26 protein-coding genes and 1 tRNA gene are annotated in these 26,639 nt (G+C 65.5%); 16 read left to right on the top strand and 11 right to left on the bottom strand.

What is annotated here, in order from left to right; genetic code table 11:
* The first annotated feature begins 54 nt into the window (after positions 1–54).
* Positions 55–1,134 (top strand): Fic family protein, encoded by a 1,080-nt coding sequence (locus AOP73_RS04095; protein WP_061964826.1) that lies wholly within the window; start codon positions 55–57, stop codon positions 1,132–1,134.
* Positions 1,135–1,154: 20 nt separating this feature from the next.
* Here the strand turns inward: AOP73_RS04095 and AOP73_RS04090 are convergent, their stop codons facing one another.
* Together AOP73_RS04090 and AOP73_RS04085 are read right to left on the bottom strand one after the other, a co-directional pair.
* Complete coding sequence (locus AOP73_RS04090) at positions 1,155–3,200, bottom strand: GMC family oxidoreductase (protein WP_061963323.1); 2,046 nt, start codon at positions 3,198–3,200, stop codon at positions 1,155–1,157.
* 72 nt (positions 3,201–3,272) lie between these two features.
* The gene (locus AOP73_RS04085) at positions 3,273–3,839 is read right to left on the bottom strand and encodes a helix-turn-helix domain-containing protein (protein ID WP_061963322.1); all 567 of its coding nucleotides are present in this window, start codon (positions 3,837–3,839) and stop codon (positions 3,273–3,275) included.
* 156 nt (positions 3,840–3,995) lie between these two features.
* Here AOP73_RS04085 and AOP73_RS04080 point away from each other — a divergent pair, with 156 nt between their 5' ends.
* The 6 genes from AOP73_RS04080 (at position 3,996) to AOP73_RS04055 (ending at position 8,469) form a co-directional block, all read left to right on the top strand.
* Positions 3,996–4,424: a hypothetical protein gene (locus AOP73_RS04080; RefSeq protein ID WP_061963321.1), complete on the top strand. Its 429-nt coding sequence runs from the start codon at positions 3,996–3,998 to the stop codon at positions 4,422–4,424.
* Positions 4,421–4,966: a hypothetical protein gene (locus AOP73_RS04075; protein ID WP_061963320.1), complete on the top strand. Its 546-nt coding sequence runs from the start codon at positions 4,421–4,423 to the stop codon at positions 4,964–4,966. Before AOP73_RS04080 ends, AOP73_RS04075 begins: the two co-directional genes overlap by 4 nt.
* Positions 4,967–4,968: 2 nt before the next feature.
* Entirely contained in the window at positions 4,969–5,202 is a 234-nt protein-coding gene (locus AOP73_RS04070; RefSeq protein WP_061963319.1) for a helix-turn-helix transcriptional regulator, read from the top strand.
* Between the two features lie 96 nt (positions 5,203–5,298).
* A complete protein-coding gene (locus tag AOP73_RS04065; protein WP_061963318.1) occupies positions 5,299–6,015 on the top strand; it encodes a DUF4386 domain-containing protein in 717 nt (238 codons plus the stop codon).
* Complete coding sequence (locus AOP73_RS04060; protein WP_061963317.1) at positions 6,012–7,031, top strand: NAD(P)-dependent alcohol dehydrogenase; 1,020 nt, start codon at positions 6,012–6,014, stop codon at positions 7,029–7,031. The genes AOP73_RS04065 and AOP73_RS04060 overlap by 4 nt, the downstream gene beginning before the upstream one ends.
* A 79-nt stretch (positions 7,032–7,110) precedes the next feature.
* Positions 7,111–8,469 carry an MFS transporter gene (locus tag AOP73_RS04055; protein WP_061963316.1) on the top strand — a complete coding sequence of 453 codons (1,359 nt, stop codon included), beginning with the start codon at positions 7,111–7,113 and terminating at the stop codon, positions 8,467–8,469.
* A 52-nt stretch (positions 8,470–8,521) separates the two neighbouring features.
* Here AOP73_RS04055 and AOP73_RS04050 read toward each other — a convergent pair whose 3' ends face one another.
* From AOP73_RS04050 to AOP73_RS04040, 3 genes are all read right to left on the bottom strand, one after another.
* Positions 8,522–8,872, bottom strand: coding sequence for a putative immunity protein (locus AOP73_RS04050; protein WP_061963315.1), 351 nt, complete (start codon positions 8,870–8,872; stop codon positions 8,522–8,524).
* 98 nt (positions 8,873–8,970) lie between these two features.
* Positions 8,971–9,201: a DUF6458 family protein gene (locus AOP73_RS04045; protein WP_061963314.1), complete on the bottom strand. Its 231-nt coding sequence runs from the start codon at positions 9,199–9,201 to the stop codon at positions 8,971–8,973.
* 162 nt (positions 9,202–9,363) lie between these two features.
* Positions 9,364–9,936 carry a hypothetical protein gene (locus tag AOP73_RS04040; protein WP_152650526.1) on the bottom strand — a complete coding sequence of 191 codons (573 nt, stop codon included), beginning with the start codon at positions 9,934–9,936 and terminating at the stop codon, positions 9,364–9,366.
* 124 nt (positions 9,937–10,060) lie between these two features.
* Here AOP73_RS04040 and AOP73_RS04035 point away from each other — a divergent pair, with 124 nt between their 5' ends.
* The 7 genes from AOP73_RS04035 (at position 10,061) to AOP73_RS04010 (ending at position 17,268) form a co-directional block, all read left to right on the top strand.
* Positions 10,061–10,996 carry an aldose epimerase family protein gene (locus AOP73_RS04035; RefSeq protein ID WP_061963312.1) on the top strand — a complete coding sequence of 312 codons (936 nt, stop codon included), beginning with the start codon at positions 10,061–10,063 and terminating at the stop codon, positions 10,994–10,996.
* A gap of 10 nt (positions 10,997–11,006) precedes the next feature.
* Positions 11,007–13,232: a phage holin family protein gene (locus AOP73_RS04030; protein ID WP_061963311.1), complete on the top strand. Its 2,226-nt coding sequence runs from the start codon at positions 11,007–11,009 to the stop codon at positions 13,230–13,232.
* An 87-nt stretch (positions 13,233–13,319) separates the two neighbouring features.
* The gene (locus AOP73_RS11840; RefSeq protein WP_152650525.1) at positions 13,320–13,475 is read left to right on the top strand and encodes a DUF6131 family protein; all 156 of its coding nucleotides are present in this window, start codon (positions 13,320–13,322) and stop codon (positions 13,473–13,475) included.
* Positions 13,476–13,584: 109 nt separating this feature from the next.
* Positions 13,585–14,466 carry a diacylglycerol/lipid kinase family protein gene (locus AOP73_RS04025; RefSeq protein ID WP_201774490.1) on the top strand — a complete coding sequence of 294 codons (882 nt, stop codon included), beginning with the start codon at positions 13,585–13,587 and terminating at the stop codon, positions 14,464–14,466.
* 65 nt (positions 14,467–14,531) lie between these two features.
* Positions 14,532–14,602 (top strand) — tRNA-Gly (locus AOP73_RS04020).
* A gap of 42 nt (positions 14,603–14,644) precedes the next feature.
* Positions 14,645–16,381 (top strand): SulP family inorganic anion transporter, encoded by a 1,737-nt coding sequence (locus tag AOP73_RS04015; RefSeq protein WP_160295430.1) that lies wholly within the window; start codon positions 14,645–14,647, stop codon positions 16,379–16,381.
* A 59-nt stretch (positions 16,382–16,440) separates the two neighbouring features.
* Positions 16,441–17,268, top strand: a complete 828-nt coding sequence (locus tag AOP73_RS04010) for a Cof-type HAD-IIB family hydrolase (RefSeq protein WP_236683496.1) — start codon at positions 16,441–16,443, stop codon at positions 17,266–17,268.
* Positions 17,269–17,290: 22 nt separating this feature from the next.
* Here AOP73_RS04010 and AOP73_RS04005 read toward each other — a convergent pair whose 3' ends face one another.
* Both AOP73_RS04005 and AOP73_RS04000 read right to left on the bottom strand, forming a co-directional pair.
* Positions 17,291–17,659: a DoxX family protein gene (locus AOP73_RS04005; RefSeq protein ID WP_061963309.1), complete on the bottom strand. Its 369-nt coding sequence runs from the start codon at positions 17,657–17,659 to the stop codon at positions 17,291–17,293.
* Positions 17,656–18,177 (bottom strand): MarR family winged helix-turn-helix transcriptional regulator, encoded by a 522-nt coding sequence (locus AOP73_RS04000; protein ID WP_061963308.1) that lies wholly within the window; start codon positions 18,175–18,177, stop codon positions 17,656–17,658. The genes AOP73_RS04005 and AOP73_RS04000 overlap by 4 nt, the downstream gene beginning before the upstream one ends.
* 63 nt (positions 18,178–18,240) lie before the next feature.
* Between AOP73_RS04000 and AOP73_RS03995 the strand changes: the two genes are divergently transcribed.
* Positions 18,241–19,119 carry an NmrA family NAD(P)-binding protein gene (locus AOP73_RS03995; protein WP_061963307.1) on the top strand — a complete coding sequence of 293 codons (879 nt, stop codon included), beginning with the start codon at positions 18,241–18,243 and terminating at the stop codon, positions 19,117–19,119.
* 660 nt (positions 19,120–19,779) lie between these two features.
* Here AOP73_RS03995 and AOP73_RS03990 read toward each other — a convergent pair.
* The gene (locus AOP73_RS03990) at positions 19,780–21,648 is read right to left on the bottom strand and encodes a bifunctional copper resistance protein CopD/cytochrome c oxidase assembly protein (protein WP_061963306.1); all 1,869 of its coding nucleotides are present in this window, start codon (positions 21,646–21,648) and stop codon (positions 19,780–19,782) included.
* Between the two features lie 105 nt (positions 21,649–21,753).
* On the opposite strand from AOP73_RS03990, the gene AOP73_RS03985 reads away from it, so the two are divergent.
* A complete protein-coding gene (locus AOP73_RS03985) occupies positions 21,754–22,887 on the top strand; it encodes a winged helix DNA-binding domain-containing protein (protein WP_061963305.1) in 1,134 nt (377 codons plus the stop codon).
* 48 nt (positions 22,888–22,935) lie between these two features.
* On the opposite strand, the gene AOP73_RS03980 is transcribed toward AOP73_RS03985, so the two are convergent.
* Genes AOP73_RS03980 through AOP73_RS03970 form a run of 3 tightly spaced genes read right to left on the bottom strand, consistent with a single transcriptional unit; the run spans position 22,936 to position 26,622 of the window.
* Positions 22,936–24,450: a dihydrolipoamide acetyltransferase family protein gene (locus AOP73_RS03980; protein WP_061963304.1), complete on the bottom strand. Its 1,515-nt coding sequence runs from the start codon at positions 24,448–24,450 to the stop codon at positions 22,936–22,938.
* Between the two features lie 10 nt (positions 24,451–24,460).
* Entirely contained in the window at positions 24,461–25,492 is a 1,032-nt protein-coding gene (locus AOP73_RS03975) for an alpha-ketoacid dehydrogenase subunit beta (RefSeq protein WP_061963303.1), read from the bottom strand.
* Positions 25,492–26,622: a thiamine pyrophosphate-dependent dehydrogenase E1 component subunit alpha gene (locus tag AOP73_RS03970; protein WP_061963302.1), complete on the bottom strand. Its 1,131-nt coding sequence runs from the start codon at positions 26,620–26,622 to the stop codon at positions 25,492–25,494. Before AOP73_RS03970 ends, AOP73_RS03975 begins: the two co-directional genes overlap by 1 nt.
* Positions 26,623–26,639 lie beyond the last annotated feature (17 nt).

Raw genomic sequence — 26,639 nt, 5'->3', positions numbered from 1 at the left:
TAAAAGAATCGCGATTTTCTTTACATGTTCCAACTACTGTGCAAGAGTTTTGACATGACCTCTTGGGATGCGAACGAACCGTACAACACCCTTCCGCCACCGCCGCCAGCTACCGATCTAGAGACTCCAGCAGTGCTCAAGGCAGCCATAGGCGCAAACGCTTCATTGGCGCGCCTCGACCAGGCAGCAGCCTCGATGCCGAACCCCACCGTGCTCATCAATACGATCCCGCTCCTCGAAGCACAGGCGAGCTCCGAAATTGAGAACATTGTCACGACCACTGATGCCTTGTTCCAGCACGCCGAACACGACGCAGGTGCAGACCCAGCGACGCGCGAAACCTTGCGGTATCGCACGGCGTTACGTATCGGCTCTGAGCTCACCGAACAGCGTGGCGTGACAACTAATACCGCAACAGCAATCTGTAGCGCGATCAAGGGCGTCGACATGCGGGTGCGCACTCTTCCCGGCACCCGCATTGGAAATCAACAGTCCGGGAAGATCGTCTACAGCCCACCGGAGGGACAAAGTGTGCTCAACGAGAAGCTCTCCGAGTGGGAGCGGTTCATCCACACTGAAGACGACCTCGACCCTCTCATCCGAATGGCTGCAGCTCACTATCAGTTCGAAGCCATCCATCCCTTCAGCGACGGCAACGGTAGAACTGGGCGCATCCTTAACGTCTTGTTGCTCGTCGAGGCTGGCCTCCTCCAGTACCCACTGCTCTACCTATCGCGGTACATCATCGACACTAAGGATGAGTACTACGCACGTCTGGTTGGCGTCACCGCCGAAGGCGCCTGGGAAGCGTGGCTCACGTACCTATTGACGGGCATCGACCAGACCTCGAGAGCGACGGTGGCCAAGATCGGCGCAATCGTGGAACTTCAGAATGTATTCATGCACGATGCTCGCGCGGCTTTAGGCGGTCCCGTTGACGTGGAATTTCTAGCGGTGCTCTTCGAGCAGCCCTACGCTCGCATTGGGACGGTTGTTGAGCGGTGTTCCGTATCCCGACCCACAGCCACAAAGTGGCTCAATGCACTCGTTGACGCCGACATGCTTGTCAGCGCAAAGATTGGCCGCGAGAGACTGTTCATCAACTACCGGTTCCTCCGACTGCTGAGAGGCTGACTTCCTGCCACCTAGGTCGACTATTGGGCGAGCTCGCGGACCAGGTCCTCGGCGATGCGCATCGCGTTCGCCAGGATCGTCAGGACTGGATTGACCCCACCGTTGGTCACGTGGGTGGAGGCGTCAATCACGCGAAGATTGTCGTGACCCCAGACTCGACCGTAGGGATCCGTCACCGAACGCCCGGGGTCCGTTCCCATGCGCGCGGTGCCCGCCTGGTGCTGGCCGCCGCTGGGTCCGGCGTCCGCGGGGCGCGGCTCCCACGGCACCATCGTGGTGGCGCCGGCGGCGCGGAGCCACTCGGCGGCGCGGTCGTTGAGAAAGCGCTGCGTACCGAGGTCTAGGGGATGGACACTTCCGCTAAGCCTGGCGACGGGCATGTCGAGCGCGTCCTTCACAGTGGGGTCGAGCGTGACCCGGGAGGATGCCATGGTGACCTCATGCACCGGCCCCACCACGCGCTGCATCCGGGGCGACAGCTTTGCCAGGTCGCGCAGCATGTCCTCGCCGTGCCACCCCACCAGGCCCGCATCCTGCAGGTAGGACAGCGTGCTCGCCGGGGTGGGAACGAACTCGTTGGCTAGCATGCCGCCACCCACGATCCCGTCATTGCCATGCCGGAAGTCATTGGTCGCGATGGCGGGCCCGGGGCCCACAAAGTCGTTGACGTCATCGTCGAAGATCCCCAGCGCACCCCCGTAGACATGGCCCTGCAGGTGCCGTCCCACTTGGTCGTGGCCGTTGCCCTGCCCTCCTGGCTCCCGCTCGGAACGGCTGGCGAGCAGTAGTCGCGCCGTCTCGATGGCCCCCGCTGCCAGCACCACCTGGTCCGCGCGCACCAGGGTTTCCCACGGCGCGCCTGCGCCCGCCTCACTGCGTGCGCCGCGCAACCGCACGCCCACCACGCGACCGTCGCTGTCGGTGACGAGTTCCGTCGCTTGGGTGTCGACCACGATGCTGAGTCGCCCGGTCAAAGCCGCACGTGCAAGTGTGGTGTTCTGCGATCCCGACTTCGCGCTCACTGGGCAGGCGAAGCCGGGGCACTGCGCGCAGGCTACGCACGCGGCCCTGCCGGCGCGTTCGACCGAGTTGATCAGTAAGGGAGGGGGAAGCGTCGCCCAGCCCAGCCGCTCGGCACCGGAGCGCAGTCGCTCGGCCGGCCGCGTCATCGGCAGCGGGGGCATGGGGAAGGGTCGCGAGCGCGCGCCCTCGGTCCGGGCGGAGCCGGGCGCCCCACTCACGCCGAGGTCGTATTCCGCGCGGGAGTAGTACGGCTCCATGTCCGCATAGGTCACCGGCCAGTCCGCGAGTGCGCTGCCCTCCGGGACGCCATAGGTGCTGGCCATCGCGAAGTCTTGGGGCGCGAACCGCCACGCCTGCGCGCCATACACGCGCGTCCCACCGCCCAGGGTCATGGCGTTGTTGTTCCAGCGAGGGTCGGTGGCGTCGACTGTCGACTGCGAGCTGCCGCTGTCTGCCACCCGCGGATTGCCGGCGACGGGTGGTCCGGTCAGCACGCCCAGTCCCGAGTCCGACCGGGGGTTGCGCAGATGATCGCTCGTGAGCTTCGCAGCGGGCGGGGCCGATCCACGCTCGACGACCAAGACCTGCATTCCCGCCTCAGTCAGTGCCTGCGCGGCGACGCCGCCGCCCGCTCCGGAGCCGACGATGATCGCGTCGTAGCGGCTCGCGACCGAGCCGTGGGGGACGATGCTGTCGCGGACGTCGGCGGGCACGTCGTCACTAGGCGTGAAGTCGCGAGGGTAAGGCCGCCAGCCCACTGACTCCCATGACGCGGGGTTCGCGAGGTGGCCGTGGGCGACCAGACGGGCAAGGCGACGAAAGCCAGCATCGGCCGTGAGGGATCGGAGCGCCGCGGTGCGCGCGGCATCGTCCGCGACGGCGAATCCGCCCGCGCGGCGATCCAACTCGCCAAGCACCCGTGCAAAGTCGGGGGCCCACTCCGGATGGTCTCGTGTCAGGGCCTCGGCGACGAGCGCGCCCGGGTGTGCCGCGGCGGGGACGATGGCTCTGGCGACAAGGTCGAGCAGCGCGTCATCGGTCACGGTCTCATCGTAGGACGCCGTCGTCGGAGGTCGCCGACATGGCGAGGAGGCCTCACCTCAGAAGCGGCGCGGCTAGGCCGTGCCGGCGACGGGCCCGCCGTAGGACGCGTAGGACTGTCCGCGGACAATCTGGCTAATAGCCTGCTGCTGGGTGTCGAACTGCTGGGCGAGGTCGCTCTGCGAGGTTCCCTGGCTGAAGAGGGTGCGCATGCGTATGACGTCATCCTCACTGAACTTGCGCTCGGGCTCCTCGGAGCGGCCCTTGCGGCGCCCACTCATGATCGAGTGCACGGTGTGGATCGAGACGCCAAGCTCGGTGGCCACGTCGGCGCGGCTCTCACCGGCACTGACTCGGTTGCGGATCTGGTCGACCTGCTCGGTGGACATGGGTGGCGTGCGAGGGTTCGCTTTGGGGGGCGCGGCCTGCGGGGTGTCCGCCGAAGTGTTCCGGCTAGCGGGGACCTTGATGGGCCCACCGGCGGCGACCCGCGTGCGGCCCAAGACGAGCGCCGAGACGGTGTTCTGGCTCACCCCAAATGCCTCGGCGAGTTCCACCTGCCGCGCGCCGGCCGCATACCGCTCGCGCAGTTCCACCACCTGGGCGTCGGAAAGCCTCACTCCGCCCGCTGATCGCGCCATCAGAACCCCTCGCCTGGCAGGCCCGTGCGCCCCGCCTCCCCTCACAGTAGCGAACGAGGAGACGGACAGCGCATGCCGCGATGTAAAGAACTCTTGACATTAGGACCCAGGGGGCCTACCTTGGCAATGTAAAGAAGTCTTGACATCGGAGGAATCATGTCGTTCGAACATCGCCAGCAGGTCATCGGCCTCGTCCTCGGCTCGGTCCTCTTCCTTGCCTATTGGGCAGTCATCGTGGTGCGCGCCGCTGGCGATGGCCTCCCCTTTACCCAGGTCGATTGGCAGGCGCCGATGCTGTGGGCGCTGATCATCGGGGGCGTGACCTTCGCGGTGACCTACGGAGTCTCGCGCTTTCGTGCACGCGGCACGCCCGTCTCTGACGAGCGCGACACCGTCATTCTGATGCACGGCGAGGCGTCGGGATCCGGAATTGTGGGCATCACAGTGCTCGCCACGCTGATCATGCTCACCTTGGGCGCGGACACCTTCTGGGTCGCCCACGTTCTCTTTGTGGGCTCCTTTCTGGGATCACTTGCCACCGCCGGTGTCACGATCTCGGGATACCGAAACGGAGAGCCCGCATGACCGACCAGGAACGCTCTGCGGATAGCGGCACCAGTGAATTGTCCGAACCCCGAGCCCCCATGTCCTACGGCGAACGCTATGTGTGGGCGCAGGGACTCGCGCTCGGATTGTCCGGGGCCGCCTACCTCGCCGTGGTGATTCCGCGCGCCATTGCCGGCCCCATCGCGGACGTCTCGTGGGTCACACCGATGCTGTGGGCCATCGGGGCGGGAATCGTGGGCACCATCGCGCTCACCATCCTCATCGCCATCGGAAGTGAGGTCTCGGGAGCCGTGGGAGTCGCCCTGCGTTCATCGCTGACGGGGCGCACGGTGGAACGCGAGGCACCGGTTCACGAGGAGGACGTTCGTGACCGCGACATCGGCGCCTACGGAGATCGCCACACCATGTACATCATGAGTTGTGGCGCACTGGGGGCCCTAGTGCTGGCGATGCTCGACGCAGACACCTTCTGGATCGGCAACGCACTCTTCGTGCTTGGGCTCATCGCCACGCTATGGGGTTGCGGCGTCAAGATCCGCGCCTACCGCCGGGGCTTCTGATCATGGGCGGCAAACCCACCACACGGGTCACCAACAGCATCCGAGCGCTTCGTGCCCAGCATGGAGACATGACTCAGGCGGGACTCGCGGCGAGCATCGGCGTCACACGACAAACGGTCATCGCAATCGAGCAGGGCAAGTACTCGCCGTCGCTGGAGATGGCGTTCCAGATCGCCCGCGTCTTTGGCGTGCCCCTCGACGAGGCGTTCTCGTACCCGGAACCCGAGGAGGGCTGAGCATCCTCCACTCCCTCCCTTCCGCGCCCTAGGCGCACTCCACTATCCGCAATCCACCTGACGTGTACTTCTCGCACCCAAAAACAGGAGACCACCATGCCCAACCTCACACGCACCGCCCGCATCACCGGCCTGCTCTACCTTGGCCTTGCCCTGACTGGAATGCTCGATTTTCTGATCATTCGGGGCGAGCTCTTTGTCCCTGACGACGCGTCCACCACGCTCGCGAATCTCGTCAGCGACCCAACGCTTGCCCGGCTTGGCATCGCCGCCGAACTTGGAGTCGTTCTCACCCAGTCGCTGGCTGCAGTGTGGTTCTACAAACTGTTGAGGGCCGCGAACCCCATAGCCGCCGGAGCCACCACAGCCTTCGGTTTGGTCAACGCCGCAGCAATCCTCGGCAGCACGGCCTTCCTCGCCAGCGCACTCGCGGTCGCCGGCGATCCGTCCCTCGCACCCGGAGGCGACACCGCGGCAACGGTGCAATTGATGTACACGATCTCCGGCTATTTCTGGGGCGCCGGGGCCATCTTCTTTGGCCTGTGGCTCATCCCCATGGGCTATGCCGTCAAACAATCGGGCCTCATGCCCGCAGCCCTTGGGTGGGTGCTCATGGTCGGCGGGATCGGTTACATCGCGAGCGGCTTCTCGGCAGCCTTGCTCCCTGACCTCACGGCACTCAACAACGCGCTCACCATCCCCGCGAGCATCGGCGAATTCTGGATGATCGGCTACCTGATTCTTGTGGGGGTGCGCGCGAGCGCCGTCTCCCCGAGCGCCAGCGCCGCGCCAATGGCTAAGGTCGTCTCATGAGCAGCGAGTCATCCCGTGCACCGTCCGCGCCGACCATGCGCGCGATCCAGTTTTCCGACTACGGCGCACCGGGCGACGTGCTCCACGAAACGCAGATACCCGTTCCCGAGCCGCGTCCGGACGACATCCTGGTGGAGGTTAAGGCCGCCAGCATTAATCCCTACGACTGGCACTTCTACCGCGGCGACCCCTACATGATCAGAGCCACCAGTGGCATACGGCGCTTGCGTCATCCTCGTATCGCCGGGGCCGACTTTGCCGGCGTCGTCGCCACGGTGGGCACCAACGTCACCACCTTCAGCATCGGCGATCGAGTCTTTGGCGAACGGGGCGAGGGCGGGGCATTGGCCGAGTTCGTCGCAGTGCCGGCCGACAACGCGGCGACGATGCCACGGACAGCGTCGTTCGAAGAGGCCGCCGCCGTGCCCATGGTCGCCCTCACCGCCTCTTCCGCGCTGCGCGACGTGGGCAAGCTCGCACCGGGCCAGTCGGTGCTGGTCAACGGCGCATCGGGCGGAGTGGGCGTCTTCGCCGTGCAACTCGCCAAGGCATGGGGCGCCTCCCGCGTGGTGGGCGTGTGTAGCGGTCGCAACAAGGAGTTGGTCCTCTCCCTGGGCGCCGATGCCGTGGTCGACTACACGAGCGAAAACTACTGGGAGGGCGAGGAAAAGTTCGACCTCATGGTCGACATCCAGAACTCGCAGCCTCTGCGACGCTCCCTCACGGCCGTGAAGGAGGATGGCACCTACGTCATTGTGGGTGGCGGCGGCGGCAAGTTAATGGGACCTGGCGGACCCGTGATGCGCGCCATGGCCCAGGGACTCTTCAAGCGCCAGCGGGTGGCCGCGGTCTTCGCGCAGTCGCGGGGCGAGGATCTCGCGCGCGTCGCATCGTTGATCGACGACGGCAAGGTCACCGTGCCCATCGAGAAGGTCTACGACTGGGCGGAGGCCACTGCTGCGATGGAGCGCCTGGAATCCAACCGGGTGAGCGGAAAGCTTGTGATCCGGATCTAGCCAACGGGCGTCCTCCGGGTGGGGCGTAACGTAGACGTATGCCACAAATGCCCTCTCACTCGCACCGCGGGTGGGGCGTATGAGCCGCACCTTCGCTTCCCTGAGCATCTACAACTACCGGCTGTGGTTCGCCGGGGCCATCGTCTCCAACGTCGGCACCTGGATGCAGCGCGTCGCCCAGGACTGGCTGGTGCTCACCGTCCTCAGCCAGGACTCCGGCGTGGCGGTCGGCATCGTCACCGCTTTGCAGTTCCTGCCGTTCTTACTGCTCACGGCTTGGGCTGGCGTGCTCGCGGATCGCGTCGACCAACGCAAGTTGCTGCTGTTCACCCAGAGTGCGTCGGCCGCTCTCGGTATCGGGCTAGGTGCGTTGGTGCTGCTGGGCCACGTGCAACTGTGGCACGTCTACATCTTCGCGCTGCTACTCGGCATCGTCTCGGCCATCGACGCCCCCGCGCGCCAGACGTTCGTCGCCGAACTAGTTCCTACCGAGAATCTGCCGAATGCGGTGGGTCTCAACAGCGCATCGTTCAACGCCGCCCGCCTGGTAGGCCCCGCCGTGGCCGGCCTCGTGATCGCCTGGCTGGGCATCGGCTGGGTCTTCATCGTCAACGGCTTTACGTTTATCGCGACCATCCTGGCGCTACTCGCCATGCGCTCTTCGGAACTTGCCGGGGCAGAACGCGCGCCGCGCAAGAAGGGCCAGATCCGTGAGGGCTTCCGCTACGTGCGGCGACGGCCGGACATTGTGGTGGTGCTCATCATCGTCTCCGTGGTGGGCATGCTGGGACTGAACTTCCAGCTCACCAGCGCGCTCATGGCGCGCACCGAGTTCGGCATGGGCCCCAGCCAATACGGAATCCTGGGCTCGGTCTTGGCCATCGGCTCGCTCGCCGGCGCCCTTCTCGCCGCCCGGCGCTCGCGGGTGCGGGTGCGGCTGGTGATTGGCGCCGCGTTTGGATTCGGCATCGCCACCGCCATCAACGCGACGATGCCCACCTTCACTCTGTACGCCATTACCTGCATCCCCGTCGGCTTCGCCGCGCTCACCATGATCACCTCGGCTAACGCGATGGTCCAGACCACCACCTCGCCCGCCATGCGCGGTCGCGTGATGTCTCTCTACATGATGCTGTTCGTGGGCACCACGCCCATTGGCTCACCAATCGTCGGCTGGGTCGGCGAAGAGTTTGGAGCACGGTGGGCGATCGGCGTGGGCTCCATCGCGGCGCTGCTGGTCTCCACTGGCGCCGCGGTCTGGGCCGTGCGCTACTGGAGACTTGACGTGAGCTACCACCTGCACAAGCCACGCCTCCGGATCACCTACCCACCGACCGTCGCGGCACGGGACGCTGCGGATGCGGACCGCCAGGCGCGCGAGGAGGCCAGTAGCAAGATTCGCAGTCAACAGATCGAAGACAAGCGTTCCCAGGCCTAATCCCCCGCGCGCTCACCTGGGCGCTTTTCGGCATGAACTGAGCGAGAGTTAGTCACGCCATCGAATAGCGACGATGGGCCAACCGCTCGGCCTTCTCCGCGAAACTCTCCGCAAGTTCGGCATGGGACGCGACGTAGGCTGTCGCCGCGGCATGGCCGGCAGCGCGGGCTGCTGCGCGGGCGGCCTTGGTTCGAGCATCGGCCGCCGCGGAATTGGCTGAGAACGCGGCGGCGCGCGCCTCGCTAACGGAGACACCGCCGTGGGCCCAAGCACGAATGGTGGCGATGGCGTCGCGCGGGCGATGATCGCTCGAATCCTCGAGTTCGAACAGGTACAAGACACGACCCGCCGCGTTGGCGGCTTCGATCGCCAACGTGCGGTGCTCGTCGTCGTGCACGCTCATATTTTCTACCGTACGCCTGTCGTCGACGACTCGCAGGGGGAAAAGAACACCGCCCCGCGGCACAAGGCGGCGGGGCGGTGCTGAGGTCGCTGTGGCCTCTAGTTCTCGATGTTGTTCTGGTGGGTGTCAACGTGCTTTTCAACGCGCTCGGTGTGAACCGTGTTGCTGCGCTGAGAGCTGACGATGAGCGAGATGATGATCGCGAGGACACCCGCACCCATGCAGATGTAGCCGATCATCACGAAGTCGACAGAGTCGACGTTGTCTTTCACCGCGAACGCCATGATCGCGCCCACGACCAGTAGAAAAATTCCTGAACCGAGTGCCATGTGCATCTCCTTTGAACTCGCGCCATCGTGCGGAGACGCGCGCCACGGTGACGCCCGTCGCAACTCCGCCGACGGAATCTAGCATGACGCTAACAACGCGGATTTGCCGGGTGATATTCCAGATTTCTCAGGTCGCGTGCCGTGTATCAGGCACGATGCCGGTCAGCGCATCTGCGCCGGGTTGTAGGTGGCGTACTCAGGGACTGGCTGATCTGCGTTCGCGGCGGCCCTCGCGACGATGGCCGGGAGCTCGTCTGATTTCTTGGAGAAGCCGCGCCACTTCACGAGGAACGGTGCGAGCAGGAAGCCGTAGACGACGTGCACCACGGCCTCGAAGGGCTGATTCGCAATCTCGAATACCGGGTAGAACAGCGGCACTAGCAACAGGAAGTTGAACATGTAGACCACCAGGCCGTAGAAGCCGGCGAGTGCCACGCGCGAGGCGTTGGACTTGAACTCTGTCGCGAGCAGGCCGAGTAGCGCACCGTAGGTGATGGACAGGCCCACGTGAACTGCCCAGCCAACGGCGAGGGACGTGGTCCCGGCCGCAAAGTACTCGTCCGGCTGCACGATGGTGGCGATCATGTGGATGATCGTGTCCGCTGGCACCCCTGCGTCGGCAAGGAACCACATTTGGAAGAGCCCAAAAATGACTCCTGCCACGAGGCCGCCGATGGCACCCCGCAACATCATGTAGAAGTGACCGTCCCATTTAGACGTAGGTGCCTCAGACATTTTCTTACCCCTCGAGCGATGTGATGGCGCGCCTGCCGCGCTACTTCTACTTCGTGCCTCGCCGCACGGCGGATTGGTTGGCGACCCTGCGAGTTTTCGTAGGGCCTTGCGCTACCGTCACAGTATGAGTAAATCGCCTACCGTCATTACCCTCGAGAACGACCACTGGCGCGTGGGCCTCGTGCCCGCCACGGGTGGTTCCGTCGCGTTCGGCCAGGTACGCATCGACGGCGCATGGGTCGACGTGCTGCGTCCCACTGCGGAGCAAGACCTCGGCAACCGCACGGAGTGCGCATCATTCCCGCTGGTGCCCTGGTCCAATCGTATCCGCGAGGGCAAGCTGTTGTGGCAGGGACGCACCTATCAACTGCGCACCAACCCGGGCGATGGCACCGCGCGTCACGGCGCGGCGATCGAGTACCCGTGGGCCGTGGTCGAGCAGTCGGCTACCTCGGTGATTCTGGAGTTCACCTCGCGCGACGTCTACGGAGTCAATTTCCCCTGGACCTTCGCCGCGCGCTTCGAGTACACACTCGAGGGCGACCGCTTCACGTGGGGGCTGTCCGTGACCAACACCGACCATGAGACCTTCCCCGCTGGCCTGGGTCAACACCCCTACTTCCAGCGCCACCTCGCGTTGCCCGATGGCACCGAGTCCGCGGCCCCTCACCTCCAGATCAACTGCGACCAAAGCTACGAGCTGATCAACTCCCTCCCGGAGGCCGCCGCCGGACCCATCTCTCCGCGAGCCGACTTCCGGTCCAGACGCGAGTTGGGCACCGACGTGGTCGACGACTGCCTCACGGGTCGCACGTCCCCCACCGTCGCCGTCATCGAGTATCCAGGCGCCTTGGCAGTCACGATGCAAGCGGGAGAGCTGCTGTCTCACGTGATCGCGTTCGCGCCAGAGGGCAAGCCCTTCTTCGCGATCGAGCCCGTCACCAATGTCAACGACGCTTTCACGCTCGACGCGCAGGCAGTCAAGGGCACCGGACTGTTCTTGGTCCAGCCAGGCGAGACGCGACACACCGAGTTTTCCCTGACCGCGTCGACCGCCTAAACGCGCCCGGATGAGCAACAACTCTGGCCGCCCTGGGGCCTCCACCAGCACAGCTCGCACGGCGCAATCCGTCGCCGATGCCATGGTCGCCTCAGGGGTGGGGCACGAGCGGTATTCGCGCGGCAGGGGCGCGGCCGATGTACTGATCCGGGCGGCCGCGTTGGGCCTCACGGTGTGGATCTCCCCCGGTATCTCGCAGTCGTCATGGTGGTCACTTCCCCTCGCGGTGGTGGCCATCGTGGCCGCCAGTTGGGCGCTGCGTCCACTGTTGGTGCGCATCGCTGGCCTATTTGGGTGGATCGGCGCACTCGCACTCGCCCTGTTCGCCAACGCGGTGTTTGTGGGCGCGGGGCTGTGGCTGACGCCCGGCATCGAGACCTCGAGCGCCACCGCTGCGATCATCGCGTCCTGGGTCTATGCCCTGCTCCTCACGGTGATTGCCTGGTGCTTCTCCGTCAGCACCCAGGACTACCTCATGGTGCACGCGTTGCGCATGAGCGCCAAGCGGCAGGGCTCCGCGCGGGGCAAGGCCAACGCGGCAACACCGGGCCGGGCGCCCATCGAGGACCCAGATGTCACCGGGGTACTGTTTGTCCAACTGGACGGCGTGCCCGCGCCGGTGCTCCGAGGCGAGATTCGCGCGGGCAACCTGCCCACGCTCAGCCGATGGATTCGGTCCGGTTCCCACAAACTCGTCGAGTGGCGTGCCGAGGTTCCATCCACCACCCCGGTCAGCCAAGCCGGAATCCTGCACGGCAACAACGACAACATCCCCGCATTTAGGTGGTGGGACCGGTCGTTGGGTCGCCTGGTGGTCGCCAACGTGCCGGCCGATGCCGCGCTGATCGAGGAACGCGTGAGCAATGGCCGCGGTCTGCTCGCCGACGACGGAGTGTCCATCTCCAACCTGTTTTCCGGGGACGCGGCCGTGGCTCAGGTGACTGTCAGCGGGCTGCGCAACAAGACCGAGGGGCTGGGACCAAGCGAGTCCTATGCCTCGTTCTTCACGCACCCCGCCGGCTTTCTGCGCGCAGTCATCCTGTCCATCGGGGAGGCCGTGAAGGAGCTGTTCCAAGCCCGTCGGCAGGAACGCCGGGATGTCACACCGCGCATCAAGCGAGCCGGCAATTACGTCGCCTTGCGCGCCATCACCAACGTGTTCCTGCGCGACCTCAACGTCGCACTAATTGTCGAGGCCATGATGGCCGGACGGAAGTCCATCTACGTGGACTTTGTGGACTATGACGAGGTGGCCCACCATGCCGGCGTCACCCGACCCGAGTCGCTGGCGTCGCTCTACGGCCTGGACGACGTGATGCGTGGGCTCGAGGCGCTGGCCAGTTCGGGCGCGACTCCCCGTCCCTACAAGATCGTGGCGATCTCCGACCACGGTCAGAGTCAGGGATCGACGTTCCTGCAACGCTACGGGATGAGCCTCGAGGAGTTCGTCACCGCCCACATCGACAATCCCGACGCCCCCACGTCAGCGCATGCACATGGCCACCGGGCCGAGGCCGGCACCACCCGCGACAAATCCGAACAGTGGGGCTTGGCGAACGAACTCGCGGCCGAGTTGGGCGGCCAGTCCAGCGTGACGGGACGACTGACGCATCGGGCACTCGCGCGGGATGAAGCCGCCCACGCTGCTGCGGCCGAGGGCACGGATCGACCGCGCGTAGCCGTGATCGGCTCGGGGAACTTGGGCGGCATCTGGTTCGCGCAGCACACCAAGCGCCTCACGCTCTCCGCCATCGAACGTGGCTACCCCGGTCTGGTGGAGGCATTGGCAACGCACCCCGGCATCGGCTTCCTGGTGGTGGCGACACCCAACGGGCCTGTCGCGATCGGCGCCGCCGGCGTCGTGAACCTGACCACGGGCGTGGTGACGGGCACCGACCCGCTGGCCGCCTTCGGGGACGATGCGCGGGCGGACTTTGCGCGCGTCGCGGAGTTTACGGACGCCCCCGATATTTACGTGAACTCACTCTACGACGCGGACCTGGACGAGGTCGCGGCCTTCGAGGAACTCGTGGGCTCGCATGGCGGCGTGGGCGGCTGGCAGACCCGGCCACTACTCGTCTACCCGAGCGACTGGAAGATCTATCGCTCGCTGCTGGATGACCGCGGTCGCCTGAGCGGTGCGGAGACCGTGCATCGACAACTCGTCGAATGGCTCGAGCAGTTGGGGCATCGCCAAAGCCTGGCCCAAGCGGCGGACGCGCACGACGCGCCGTAGCGGCCCAACGGTGCCCATTACCGCGCCTAGTCCCCTCACGATCCTTAGAATGAACTCGCAGTACTCAACATCTAACAGGGAGTTCACATGATCATTCTTGGTGTCATTTTGCTCATCATTGGCCTGCTCCTCCCCGTGCCATTTCTCGCGACCATCGGTGGAATTCTCATCATTGTGGGCGTGATCCTCTGGATCCTCGGGGCAACGGGACGTGCCGTAGGTGGGCGCAAGCACTTCTGGTGAACCGCCGACGTTTCACCTAGTTCAGTAGTTTTCAACTGAGCCGAACGGCGTGCCGATCCGGGACTTCTCGGGTCGGCACGCCAATCCCCTCGCCAATTGGAGAATCCCCGTGCCTACCATTGCGGTCATCGCTCATTCCAAAAAGTCATTCGGCGGAGGGCTTGGGGAACTGCGTCGCGTGCTCCACGACGCGGGGCACCCCGAGCCACTGTGGTACGAGGTCGCGAAGAGTCGCCAGGTACCGAAGTGTGCGAATGACGCCATGGCAGAGGGGGCAGACCTCATCTTTGTGTGGGGCGGGGATGGCACCGTTCAGCGGTGCATCAATGCGGTTGCGCAGACCGATGCGGTGATCGCCATCTTGCCCGCGGGGACGGCAAACCTTCTCGCCACCAACCTGGGTGTACCTCAGGACGTCGCCGACGCTGTCGGCATCGGACTCCATGGTGAGCGCAAGCAGCTTGACCTCGCAAAGGCCAATGGCGAGTACTTTGCCGTGATGGCCGGCGCCGGGCTCGACGCCCTGATGATCGATGGCGCCGATTCGGGGCTGAAGGATCGCCTGGGACGCGCCGCCTATCTGTGGACCGGCGCCCGTAACCTCAAGACCAGTCCGGTGAAGGCCAAGGTCGAGGTGGACGGCCGCACGTTCCACAAGGGCGAGGTGACGTGTGTGCTGGTGGGCAACGTCAAGGACGTCTTTGGCGACATCGAGGTGTTCGACGGCGCGCGCCCCGATGACGGTCTGTTGGAAATCGGGATCGTCACCGCGCAGAGTCAAGCCGAGTGGATCCGCACCCTCGGCACGGTAGTGCTGGGCAAGACCGAGAATTCCCCGTTCGTGATCACCGCTCGCGGATCTAAATTCAAGATGACGTTCGACGCACCTACTCCGTACGAGATTGACGGCGGGGTACGCAAGAAGGTTGAGAAACTGAAGGTCAAGGTGCGTCCCAAGGCGATCACGATCTGCGTGCCTACTGCGTCCTGACCGCGAACGCCGGAGGGTTCGCCGCCGGAGGCTAGTATGGTGAATTCATCGAGGTAACTCGATGCGCGGGTGTAGTTCAATGGTAGAACTTCAGCTTCCCAAGCTGATAGCGCGGGTTCGATTCCCGTCACCCGCTCGTGGCTCGTCGTTCGTAGCGCCAGACGAAGGGATCATCTCGGTGACCGAAAACCCCTCGGAGGGCGTCTCTCCTTCCGCCGCATCGGCCGGCAAGTCATCGGAAACTGGTCGCAAGAAGCGCGGAAAGCTGGGCCGCCCGACTCCCAAAGACGCGATCTCCGGCCTCGTCACCGGCCTCTTCTCGATCCCCGAGGGCATGGCGTACGCGACCATCGGCGGATTCTCGGCGCCGATGGGCCTGTGGTCCGGCATCGTCCCCACCATCCTGGGCTCGATGTTCGCGCGCACCGTGCTGATGATCACCACCCTGACAAGCGCGATCGCGCTGTCCGCCAAGTCGGTGCTAACCGACGCGGGGCTAGACCCGGGTGACATTGGCGCCGTAGCAATGCTCACCATCATGGTGGGCCTGGCGATGCTGGCCCTGGGCCTGCTCAAGCTGGGCTCGGTGATGTCGTTCGTCTCCACCGCGGTCATGACTGGCTTCACCGCGGGCATTGCCGTGCAGATTGTTGCGGGCGTCATGAAGGATGCGACGGGGTACGACTCGGATAGCTCGAACACCGTCGGCAAGCTCATTGACTCCGCCATTCACATCGCATCCTGGGACCCGTGGTCCGTCGCAGTCGCAATCGGGACGGTGGCCGTGTGGGCGGTGGTTCGCCTTATCCCCAGACTCACGTCCCTCGCCACGCTGATTGCCCTGCTTGTCGTCACGGTGATTGTCGCCATCGCCAAGATTGACGTCGAGCTGGTCTCCGACATTGCCGACGTGCCGCGCTCGCTCCCGCCGCTGACCTTGCCGGACCTGTCGGCCATCCCGAGCCTCGCGGTCGGTGCCGTCGCGATCGCGCTCGTCGCCCTCGCCCAGGCGGCCGGCATTGGCGCCTCCGTCCCCAACCCCGACGGCAGCCGCTCGGATGCTTCCAAGGACTTCACCGCCCAGGGCCTCGCGAACATCGGCGGCGGGTTCTTCGCCGCGCTACCGACGGGCGGCTCACTGTCTCGCACTGGCATCGCCACCAGCAGCGGAGCGATGACGCGATGGGCCGGAATCTTCGCCGGACTGTGGCTGCTCATCATCGTCGTGACCATCGGACCACTCGCCGGCCTGATCCCGATGCCGGTCATTGGCGGCCTGCTGCTCGTCATCGGGGGCGAGCTGGTGGTGGGTCGAATCCCCGACATGAAGCTGGTGTGGCGCACTTCTGCGTTGTCAGCCTTCGCGATGGTATTGACCTTCGTGGCGACCACAGGCTTGCCGCTGCAAGTCGCGATCTTCTTTGGCGCCGGCGTCTCGATCGTTCTCTACGCCGCCCAAGCCTCCAAGCAAGGCCGCATCGTCCGCCTGATTCGCTCGGACACGGGAGACTGGTCGGTAGCCGAGCTACCCACCTCCTTCCCCGAGAACCAAACCACCGTGCTGCACTACGCGGGCAGCGGGTTCTTCGCCGAGGTCAACCGGCTCGAGAGCGAATGGCCGGAGGCGACCTCCGGGCACCACGCCGCCATCGTCCTCTCACTACGGGAGGGTGCCGGGATCCCCTCCGCTACGTTCCTCAAGTCTCTCGATGCCAAGCTCGAGAAGTGGCATCAGGATGGCATTGAGGTGGTGTTGTGCGGGGTGTCGGACACGCTTCGCGACCACCTGGCCAAGGACGGCACCGTCAAGCGGCTATCCGACGCGATCATCCCCCAGACGCCGTCGATCATCGGCAACCTGGACGCCGCGTACGAGCTCGCAGAGCAACGCCGCACGGAAAACAGCGCCCCGTAGACTAGTCCTGTCGCAGAGTCGCGTCCCCACCCGTAGTCAATCCCTTGGAGAGCGCCGCCGTGAGCGACACCAACCCCGACATCCGCCTGATTGCCGTTGACATGGACGGCACATTCCTGGATGCCGACCACAAACTGCCCCACAACTTCGACGCATTCCTGGACGCCCTGGGCGAGCGCGGCATCACCTTCTGCCCTGCCAGTGGGCGCCAGTACTACTCGCTCTTTGAGCAGATGGGCGAGCGGGCCGACGGCCTGGACTTCATCGCGGAGAACGGCGCCTACGTGCTGCAGGGCACCGAGGAAGTCAGTTCTACGCTGATGGACGATGCGCTGGTCAGGCGCGTAGTGACCCGACTGCGGGAGCACGCGGCCGGAGGCGGAGACATCGGCGTTGTCGTCTGCGGCAAGAAGTCCGCGTATGTCGAGCGCGCCGACGAGGCCTTCCTGGCGGAGACCTCGCGCTACTACCGCAGCCTCGCCACCATCGACGACCTGCTCGACTGGCCCGAGGACGGCATCCTGAAGATTGCCGTCTTTGACTTTGACGGGTCCGAGCACGGAGCCGCACCGGTGCTGACGGAGTTCAGCGATGAGGGGCGCGTGGCCGTGTCCGGCAAGCACTGGGTGGACCTCATGGGTCTCACCACCAACAAGGGCGGGGCGCTCCGCGCGCTCCAGGACGCCCTAGGCGTCACTGCCTCCCAAACCATGGCGTTCGGCGACTACCTCAACGACCTCGAACTCCTCGACGCCGCCGAGTGGTCCTACGCGATGGCGAACGCGCACCCGCAGGTCAAGGAAAGGGCCCGCTTCGAGGCGCCTTCCAATACGGAGAACGGCGTGGTGGTCACTGTCTCGCGCACGCTCGGACTTGGGCTGCACTAGCCCCAAGAGTCGCGTGTCGGGCCTAGAACCGACCAATCGCGACCAGAATCGCGAGCGCGCCCAGCACGAGGTTGACCGGGTAGGCCTGCTTCTCGCCGTGCTTGGCGTGATCGACGAGCGCTCCCACCATGATGAGCGCCAATCCCACGGCGGCGATGGGCGTCAAGATGGGGGCGATGCCGGTGGCCCACGGCACGATGAGCGCGATGGCACCCAGCAGCTCCAACACGCCGAGTGTCTTGAAGAACGGCGTCGATAGTCGCTCCGCGAAGGTCGTCATGGGGGGACGGTTGGCCGCGTAGGTGAGACGGTCGTCCTTGAGTTTGGTGATGCCGGCGCCCAGGAAAGCGAGGGCCAACAGGATCTGAGCGATCCACAGTGCGATGTTCATGAGGGGATCTCCTTTGATGGGTAGGCAGAATCATTCACAGCCTCGGCAAGAGCGCCGATGCTTTCGATCAGTTGTCGCGTCGCGTCGTCTTCCCAGTCTCCGAGGAGGTCACGCAGGCGCGCGAGACGAAACTCCTGCGAGCGCAGCTGTAGCTCCACCCCGGCTGGGGTAACCGCGAGGCTCACGGCCCGTGCGTCGCGGTGCGAGCGTTCGCGCACAATCATGCCCGCGTCCACAGCCCGGCCGACGAGCCTGCTCGCCGTCGAGTGAGTCACTGCGATCTCGCGGGCGACTGCTCCCACCGTGGCGGGCTCGTTCGCCTCCGCGAGGCGCGCGGTGGCGTCGACAACGAGGATGGTCGAGGTTTCGACCGGCCCCTCGGTCCCGCGGACGGCGTGGGCTGCAGGGGGTGCCGCGAACCTCCGCAGCTGCAGGAGCGCGGCGTCCAGCGCCGCGAGGTCGGGACTCGTCACTCCCGACGCGTCGTCAACCACTCCGTTGCCCTGAGATGTGAACATACATGTATAGTACACATAAGGACACGATCGCCACACCTCAACTCACAGAACGGAAGACGCATCATGACCGCACCCATCCTCGTCACCGGCGCCACCGGCAACATCGGCAAGGTCGTGGTCGCGGGCCTACTCGCCGCCGGCGTGCCGGTGCGCGCCGCGGGCTTCCACGCTCAAGGCGTAATAGATGAGTTCGGCGACACGGTCGAGGCCGTCGCGCTCGACTTCACCAACCCAGATACCTGGGCCGCCGCCTATGAAGGTGTCGATCAGGTCTTCCTGATGCGTCCTCCGCAGTTGTCCAAGATTGCCCGCGACATGGTGCCGTCGCTCGAGGCCGCCAAGGCGGCCGGCGTGGAGTCGATGGTGCTGCTCTCCCTCCAGGGTGCGGAGCACAACAAGACCGTCCCTCACCACGACCTCGAGGTGTGGCTCAAGGAGTCCGGCCTTGACTGGACCTTCGTGCGGCCGTCGTTCTTCATGGAGAACCTCACCACCACGCACCTCACGGACATTCGCGACCGTGACAACCTCATGGTTCCCGCCGGAAACGGCGCGACCAGCTTCGTCGCGGCGGACGACATCGCTCGCGTGGCGGTCGAGGCGCTCCTCCACCCCGCGGATCACGTGAACAAGGGCTGGACCCCCACTGGCCCGGAGGCACTCACCTACACTCAGGTTGCCGCGACGATCTCCGACGTGCTCGGCCGAGAGATCACGTACGCGAAGCCCGGCATCTTCCGCTACGCACGCCACGCCCGCTCGGTGCTGGGCATGCCATGGGGCATGGTGTTCGTGACCATCATGATCTACTCGATAGCTCGCGCCGGTAAAGCCAGCGGACTCACCGACGACGTCAAGACGGTGACGGGCAACGAGCCCATCGGCTTCGCGCAATGGGCCAAGGACCACGCCGAACAGTGGGCGCCGGAGCCTAAGCACTAGTTCCCGCGCGCCACCTGGGCGTGTCCTGACCGATTTCGCTGCGGGAGGCACTTACCGTATTGCCAGCGGACGATGCCCGGGCGGAGAAATCCTCCAGTGTCGCCCCTGGCAAGGCGAAGGCCCCCCGAAGTAAGCGTTCGGGGGGCCTTGCCATGACCTCAAGTTCTCGAGGGCCACGGCGAACCGCTTCCCCCGACGGCCGCGATTGACGATGCGGCGACACCTCCCTAAGGAAGTGACCTCTCGGTCGACCCTCCGGGCCGCCAGTCCCTGCGCCGTCACGCACAGTTCTCAGTAGCGCCGAGCAGCTGATGCGACCCGGGCCCCTTGACGTGGACTGTCGTTGTCCGAAGTGTCCGGAACTTGCCTCGACTGCGAACCCTGATCCTGAGGCCAGGTCTCCGGTTGCCCGGGGATCCGGCAGTGATACTTGGGCCATCTGAGCCGGTTTCCCAACTCAACTCAAGCGGTCTCAGCGCCTTCCGATGTCCCTATTCGTACTCGCCTCTGAGGTCTCACGCAAGGTGAATCCAGCACTATTTTTCCTCCACCTTTTACCCACACGGTTTTCCACACCTGAGGAGCGCGCGTCACCGATTGTTCACAGTCCTGTGGACGAAATCTGTGGATAACTCATGGGGGTCACGGTGGCCACGCAGACTATTCGCCGCGTTGCCCGTCCTGGTCTGCCACCTGCGCCAGCATGGCGTTGTACTTCTTGAGCTCCGCGTCGTCGTCGCGGTCAGCCTGACGATCCTTCCGCTTGCCCTCGCGCGCGTCGGCCGCCCGCCATGCGATCACCACTCCGATCGCTAGCAAGACGGTCGGCAATTCGCCGATTCCCCACGCAATCTGGCCACCGTACTGCTGGTCGGTGATCGCATCGGGCCCCCAGGGTCGACCCATCAATCCAAACCACGTGGGAGCGAGCAGCACCTGCGACGCCATGAGCGTCACACCGAAGAATGCATGGAACCCCATCGTGGCAAAGAGCAGAACTATCCGTAGTGGATAGCGCGGGCGCTTGGGGCCGGGATCGATTCCCACTAGCGCGTTGGCGAACAGGTATCCCACCAGCGTGAAGTGCAGCACCATCCATAGGTGTCCGGCGTGGTTGCGTAGCGCGAACTCGAACACCGGCGAGTAATAGAAGGCGACCAGGGAGCCGGCGAAGTTGATGGCCGCAACCACGGGGTTCGCAAGGAAGCGCATGATTCGCGACTCGACGATCACCCTGATCCACTCGCGCGGACCGCGTGACTTGTCCGCTCGCGGCGGGAGCGCCCGCAGCGCGAGCGTCACGGGGGCTCCAAGTGCGAGGGGAATCGGCGCCACCATGACTAGCATCATGTGCTGGAGCATGTGCCCACTGAAGGTCACTGAGCCGTAGATCGCGGGGCCACTTTGCGTGATCCAGATCATGGCGACGATCCCAAAGATGAACGAGAAGCTGCGATACCAGGGCCAACCATCCCCACGGCGATGGAGGCGGCGCGCCCAGATCAGGTACACAACACCAAGCGCCACCAACACATACGCGCTGATGATCTCGAACCTCCACTGGCCAAACCAGGTGAGGAAGGTAGGTGCGGGCGGCAGGTCATAACCGGTGAGGAAGTACGCGGGGGTCGGGGCATCGATCGGCGTCAAGTCCGCGGGCGGGGCGGTGCCGGAGAGTACGGCGGCGACCGTCACCACGCCCACGAGCGCCCACACGTCCACTGCCATGACCTTCCAAAAGCGCTGCTGAACGTCGGTATTACTCAACCGCGGCATCGTCCGCCGTCTGTGCCAAGCGGCGAGCGCGACGACCACGGCCATCAGCGCGAGCTTCAGCAACAGAATGCGACCGTACGTGGACGTGAACAGATCCAAGGGATCGTTGAAGCGCAACCACGCGTTTCCCACACCGGAGACCGTCACCAGAATCGCGGCCCACAGCGCGATGCGTGACATGCGGAACACGACGTCCTTGGTTGAGGCGCCCAGGTGGCGACGGCCAAGGGCAACCGCGGTGATGATGCCGATCCACACCGCCGAGCCCGCGACGTGCAGGAACATGGAACTGACCGCGAGGTGGTGGTCGGCCGCACCCGCGGCATGGCCGGTCTGCGCCTGCCAGCCGAGCGCCCACACGACGGGCACCAGCGCCCAGGCGGCCGCCGAGGGTGTGCGCACAAATCCCACCACGACGGAGGCCACGATGGCCGCGAGCGCCATCTGCAGGAACGCCTTGCCCAGGTCGATCGTGGTCGCGAACGACCACACCTCCTGGATGAACCCGGCTCCATACGAGGCAGTTTGCCCGGTGCCCGTCCGCGGCACGATTTGCGCATACGAGGCCACCAGGTACGTGACGGCGCTCACCGCCCAGACGGCCGATGCGACACGGGCCACGAGTCCCATGCGATTCACGGCGCCGTGGCCACGCGGCAACAGGGCCATGATCACAAGCAGCGCACCCACGGTGACGCCCAAGGAGATGTCTCGAACACCCGCCGACGCGAAGACGAGGGTACTCATGGACATGGGCTAAGCCTACGTCCGCCGAGGGGGCTTCCTGAGCAGAGTCTGCGCGCTCGGATTGCGCCCCGCGCATCCGGTGCGGGTCGCGGGGGTCGCTAGGTTGGAGAGATGACTCTCACCTCCGCTCACGTGCTCGCGGCCCGCATGCGCGCGCTGCTCCTCGACGGCTATGGCACGTCGACCGATGCCGCCGCCGGGCCCGAGCGAACCGTGGCCGGGATCGTCGAGTGGTGTGGGGCCATGCAGGCCCAGGACCTGGGCAGCGTCCTGTGGTCGTTTGGAGTACGGATTCCAGGGGCGACCGAGTCGGACATCACCGACGCTCTTGAGCGCAAGGAGGCACTACGGACGTGGCCCATGCGCGGCACCGTGCACTTTGTGCCACCGCGCGATGCAAAGTGGATGGTGACACTGATGGGCGCGAAGCCACTGGCTGGAGCAGCCAAGCGTCGCGAGTACCTGGGGATCACGGACGCGACCGTGGAGCTGGCCGTCGATACTCTGCGCGATGTGCTGAGCGGCGGCAAGCGACTCACTCGTGCCGAGTGCATCCAGGCGCTGAATGAGGCGGGCATCTCCAGCGCAGGCCAGGTGGGCTATCACCTGCTCTGGTACGTGAGCCAGAAGGGGGTGACCTGTATCGCGCCGCACGTGGGCAAGGAGCAAACCTTTGTCCTGCTGGATGAGTTCGTGCCGGATCCGCACACCCCCGAACGCGATGAGGCACTCGGTATCGTGGCGCTGCGCTACGTCCGCAGCCATGGGCCGGTCACCGTCACAGAGATGGCCCGCTGGACCGGCATGGGCGTACGCGACTGCCGCACGGCGGTGGCCGCGGCCGGCGACGCGATAGTGGAGGTGGCAACCGAGGACGGGCCGATGCTCGTCACTCCTGAGGCGCTCGACGCCCCTGCCCCCCAGGCGAAGGGTTTCCTCACCCCGCCAGGATTTGACGAATACATGCTGGGCTATGGCGACCGCTCAATCATGCTGGATCCCGAGGGGTTCAAGGAGGTGGTGCCCGGCAACAACGGCGTCTTCCGCTCGACCCTGGTGCGGGATGGTCGGGTGATGGGTACTTGGAAGCGGACGATGCGCGCCAAGTCGTGCGTGGTGGAGGCCTCACCCCTTACGACGGCCGAGGGCACGTCGCTCACCACGAAGGACCGCTCCTCCTTTGAGGAGGCGTTCGAGCCCTACGGAGTCTTCGTGGGCAAGCCCGTCGAGGTTCGTTGGGTGTGACTTCCGCTTGAAGGCGGGGGCGCGCAGGACGTGCCTGCACGCTGAGCCCTAGCCCCAGACGAGTCCCTGCGACGGGTCGTTCATCACGCGGCCCACGTCGTACAGCAGGCGTGCCCCAAGTTCGCCGTCGACCAAGCGGTGGTCGAAGCTGAGCGCGAGCTGCGTAACCCAACGAATCTGAATCTCACCCTCGTGCACCCACGGCTGCTGACGGACGGCGCCGAAGGCAAGGATGGCGGCCTCGCCGGGGTTCAGGATGGGCGTGCCGGTGTCGATGCCGAGCGCACCCACGTTGGTGATGGTGATGGTGCCATCCGACATCGCGGCGGGCTGCACGCGTCCGGCGCGGGCCTCCGCCGTGAGGTCCTGCAGCTCGACTGCAAGGTCGTGCAGCGACAGGCGGTGCGCGTCCTTGATGTTGGGCACCATGAGGCCCCGAGGGGTTGAGGCCGCGATGCCGAGGTTCACGTAGTGCTTGTAGACGATTTCTTGAGCCTTGTCATCCCACGAGGCGTTGACCTCGGGGTGACGACGCACCGCGAGCAGCAGCGCCTTGACCACGATCAAGAGAGGCGTGACGCGCACGTCCGCGAAGTCGCGATCCTGCTTGAGCTTGGCCACCATGTTCATCGATTCGGTGACGTCCACGGTCAGGAACTCGGTGACGTGCGGGGCGGTGAAGGCGGACACCACCATGGCCTCCGCCGTGCGCTTGCGCACCGACTTCACCGGCACACGCGTGCTCCGACCATCGGGCGAAACCTTGCCCGACTCGAGCCACGGCTGGTCGTCGCCCGGGTAGGTCGCGAGAGTCTTGGCGGATCGCGCCTTGGACTGCTCCTCGACGTCGCCGCGCGTCACGATACCGCCGGGGCCCGACGGAGAAATGGTGGTGATGTCGATGCCGAGTTCACGGGCAAGTTTGCGCACCGGAGGCTTGGCCTTAACCGGGTAGTCGCCCTCGCCCTCGCCGCCGATGGGATCGAGCGAGCCCTCCTTACGGGGACGGCGGGTCGCCGACCCGGCCTTGACGCCGTAGCCCACGAGGACCGCACCCGACTCGCCGTCCTGAGTCTCGGGAGCCGCCGCCTGGGCGGACGCAGCCTCCGAGCCAGCCGTGTCGCCTGTCGCTGAGCCGGCCGCGGCATCGTCCGCCTGTCCCGTCGTGAAGGACGATTCACCAGAACCACCTTCAGACTGGTCGCCCAGTCCCTCGCGGAAGGACGATTCGTCGTTCGCTCCTTCAGGAGCGGACTGTTCGGCCGATGCTGCGGCGTCCTGGGCAGGCTCAGCGGGCTCGGGTGAGGGCTCGCCATCCGGGTCAACGTCGATCTCGACGATCGGCTCGCCCACCTCGACCGTGTCTCCCTCGGCGGCGAGCAGCTTGGTGACCACACCATCGAACGGGCACGGGAGTTCCACGAGGGACTTCGCTGTTTCGATCTCGACCAGGGGCTGATTGATCTCGACCGTGTCTCCGACGGCGACGCGCCAGGTGACGATGTCGGCCTCCGTCAGGCCTTCGCCGGCATCGGGCATCTTGAATTGCTCAAAGGTAGGCATCCGTGTCTCCTTAGTGCTTCATCACGCGGTCAACAGCGTCGAGCACGCGGTCGAGGTTCGGCAGGTACTCGTGCTCGAACGTAGCCCCAGGGTAGGGGGTGTGGAAGCCTCCCACGCGGAGGACGGGGGCGTGGAGGTGGAAGAAGGCCTGCTCGGTGACCCGCGCGGAGACCTCAGCGGCGACCCCAAAGGTGGTCACGGCCTCGTGAGTGACGACCACGCGGCCAGTCTTCTTGGCGGACTTCACGACCGCGTCGGAGTCGAGCGGGGAGATGGAGCGCAGATCGATCACCTCGACGCTGGTGCCAGCCTGGGCCGCGAGCTCGGCGGACTGCAGCGCGAGCCGGACCGTCGGGCCGTAGGCGACCAACGTGACGTCGGTGCCCTCGCGGGCGACTCGGGCGCCACTGATGCCGATGGTGGCCGCGGCATCGGATAACCGGGACTCGACCGCTCCGGTGTTGACCTCGCCCTTGTCCCAATAGCGGGCCTTGGGCTCAAAGAACAAGACCGGGTCGGGGGCGGCAATCGCCTGCTGGATGCCGTCGTAGGCATCCTGAGGCGTGGCCGGGGTGAAGATGCGTAAGCCCGGGGTGTGCGCGAAGAGTGCCTCGGGGCTCTCGCTGTGGTGCTCGATGGCGCCGATCCCGCCTGCGTAGGGCACGCGGATGACCAGGGGCAGCGTGATGTTGCCCTGGGAGCGGTAGTGCATCTTGGCGAGCTGCGTGGTGATCTGGTTATACGCGGGGAAGATGAAGCCCTCGAATTGGATCTCGCACACCGAGCGGTAGCCGCGCATTCCCAGGCCGATAGCCGTCCCGACGATGCCGGACTCGGCCAGCGGAGTGTCGATGACACGGTCGTCACCAAAGTCCTTGTGAAGGCCGTCGGTCACGCGGAAGACGCCGCCGAGCGCGCCGATGTCCTCACCCATGAGCAGCACCTTGGGGTCACGTTCCATCGCGGTGCGCAGGCCGGCGTTGATCGCACCGGCCATGGTCATGGTGGTGGTGCCGGTCGCGTTGTTTGCTACGTCACTCATCAGTTCTTCGCCTCCACGTCCGCGAAGGACTGCTCATAGCGCTCGAACCAGGCGCGTTCCGCCTGGAGCGTCGAGTGTGGCTGGGCGTACACGTGGTCGAACATCTCGAGCGTGGCCGGCTTGGACCAGCCGCGCACGCTCTCGCGAGTGCGGGCGCCGAGCGCCTTGCCCTCCCCAGCGACGGCCTCGCGGAACTCGTCCGACAGTTCGCCGGTGCTGTCGAGGTAGGCGGTGAGTCGTGCGATCGGGTCACGCTCGATCCAGTATTCCTCGTCGGCCTTGGTCCGGTAGCGGGTGGGGTCGTCCGAGGTGGTGTGAGCACCCATGCGATACGTCAGCGCCTCGATGAAGACGGGGCCGTTGCCGGCGCGGGCGTACTCGAGTGCCCACTGAGTGACGGCGTGGCACGCGATCACGTCATTGCCATCGACGCGGATGGAGGGCATGCCCCACCCCTTGGCGCGGTCCGCCAGTGGGATGTTGGTCTGGCGCGTGACCGACTCGGAGATTGCGAACTGGTTGTTCTGGCAGAAGAAGACGATGGGTGCCTTGTTGACGGACGCGAACGTCATGGATTCGGCAATGTCGCCCTGCGAGGTGGCGCCGTCTCCGAAGTAGCACACCACCGCGCCGTCCTTATTCGCATCACCGCTGGCAACCAGACCGTCGCGGTCCATTCCCATCGCGTAACCCGTGGCGTGCAAAGCGTGCGCGCCGATCACCAGCGTGTAGAGGTGGAAGCCATGCTCGGCTGGGTCCCACGAGCCGTGTTCGAGGCCGCGGAAGATGCGCAAAATGCTGGGCAGGTCGACGCCGCGGGTCATGGCAACGCCGTGCTCGCGGTAGCTAGGAAAGACGAAGTCGGGATCACGCAGCGCGTGGCCAGAGCCTATCTGTGCGGCCTCCTGGCCATACGACTGGACCCACAGCCCGAGCTCACCCTGGCGCTGCAGGCTCATGGCCTCCATGTCCCACGCGCGCAGCACGGACATGTCGTGCCAGAACTCGCGCAGCTTCTCTGGAGTGAGGTGCGATGCGTAGGGCGAGAAGGTCGGGTCTTGGAGCACCTCGCCCTGATGATTCAACAGGCAAACGAGGCCGTCTTCGGAAAGCGGGCCTAAATTCTCCACGTACTTCTCCCTTGCGC

It is taken from the genome of Demequina aurantiaca, from assembly GCF_000975135.1.
Classification (GTDB): domain Bacteria; phylum Actinomycetota; class Actinomycetes; order Actinomycetales; family Demequinaceae; genus Demequina; species Demequina aurantiaca.
This window is presented reverse-complemented; position numbering and strand designations above follow the sequence as displayed.

Excerpts from the sequence above, each read along its gene's own strand:
- AOP73_RS04095 (WP_061964826.1), top strand. The coding sequence starts at position 55 with ATGACCTCTTGGGATGCGAACGAACCGTACAACACCCTTCCGCCACCG.
- AOP73_RS04085 (WP_061963322.1), bottom strand. The coding sequence starts at position 3,839 with ATGGCGCGATCAGCGGGCGGAGTGAGGCTTTCCGACGCCCAGGTGGTG.
- AOP73_RS04080 (WP_061963321.1), top strand. The coding sequence starts at position 3,996 with ATGTCGTTCGAACATCGCCAGCAGGTCATCGGCCTCGTCCTCGGCTCG.
- AOP73_RS04075 (WP_061963320.1), top strand. The coding sequence starts at position 4,421 with ATGACCGACCAGGAACGCTCTGCGGATAGCGGCACCAGTGAATTGTCC.
- AOP73_RS04070 (WP_061963319.1), top strand. The coding sequence starts at position 4,969 with ATGGGCGGCAAACCCACCACACGGGTCACCAACAGCATCCGAGCGCTT.
- AOP73_RS04065 (WP_061963318.1), top strand. The coding sequence starts at position 5,299 with ATGCCCAACCTCACACGCACCGCCCGCATCACCGGCCTGCTCTACCTT.
- AOP73_RS04060 (WP_061963317.1), top strand. The coding sequence starts at position 6,012 with ATGAGCAGCGAGTCATCCCGTGCACCGTCCGCGCCGACCATGCGCGCG.
- AOP73_RS04055 (WP_061963316.1), top strand. The coding sequence starts at position 7,111 with ATGAGCCGCACCTTCGCTTCCCTGAGCATCTACAACTACCGGCTGTGG.
- AOP73_RS04050 (WP_061963315.1), bottom strand. The coding sequence starts at position 8,872 with ATGAGCGTGCACGACGACGAGCACCGCACGTTGGCGATCGAAGCCGCC.
- AOP73_RS04045 (WP_061963314.1), bottom strand. The coding sequence starts at position 9,201 with ATGGCACTCGGTTCAGGAATTTTTCTACTGGTCGTGGGCGCGATCATG.
- AOP73_RS04040 (WP_152650526.1), bottom strand. The coding sequence starts at position 9,936 with ATGTCTGAGGCACCTACGTCTAAATGGGACGGTCACTTCTACATGATG.
- AOP73_RS04035 (WP_061963312.1), top strand. The coding sequence starts at position 10,061 with ATGAGTAAATCGCCTACCGTCATTACCCTCGAGAACGACCACTGGCGC.
- AOP73_RS04030 (WP_061963311.1), top strand. The coding sequence starts at position 11,007 with ATGAGCAACAACTCTGGCCGCCCTGGGGCCTCCACCAGCACAGCTCGC.
- AOP73_RS11840 (WP_152650525.1), top strand. The coding sequence starts at position 13,320 with ATGATCATTCTTGGTGTCATTTTGCTCATCATTGGCCTGCTCCTCCCC.
- AOP73_RS04005 (WP_061963309.1), bottom strand. The coding sequence starts at position 17,659 with ATGAACATCGCACTGTGGATCGCTCAGATCCTGTTGGCCCTCGCTTTC.
- AOP73_RS04000 (WP_061963308.1), bottom strand. The coding sequence starts at position 18,177 with ATGTTCACATCTCAGGGCAACGGAGTGGTTGACGACGCGTCGGGAGTG.
- AOP73_RS03995 (WP_061963307.1), top strand. The coding sequence starts at position 18,241 with ATGACCGCACCCATCCTCGTCACCGGCGCCACCGGCAACATCGGCAAG.
- AOP73_RS03990 (WP_061963306.1), bottom strand. The coding sequence starts at position 21,648 with ATGTCCATGAGTACCCTCGTCTTCGCGTCGGCGGGTGTTCGAGACATC.
- AOP73_RS03985 (WP_061963305.1), top strand. The coding sequence starts at position 21,754 with ATGACTCTCACCTCCGCTCACGTGCTCGCGGCCCGCATGCGCGCGCTG.
- AOP73_RS03980 (WP_061963304.1), bottom strand. The coding sequence starts at position 24,450 with ATGCCTACCTTTGAGCAATTCAAGATGCCCGATGCCGGCGAAGGCCTG.
- AOP73_RS03975 (WP_061963303.1), bottom strand. The coding sequence starts at position 25,492 with ATGAGTGACGTAGCAAACAACGCGACCGGCACCACCACCATGACCATG.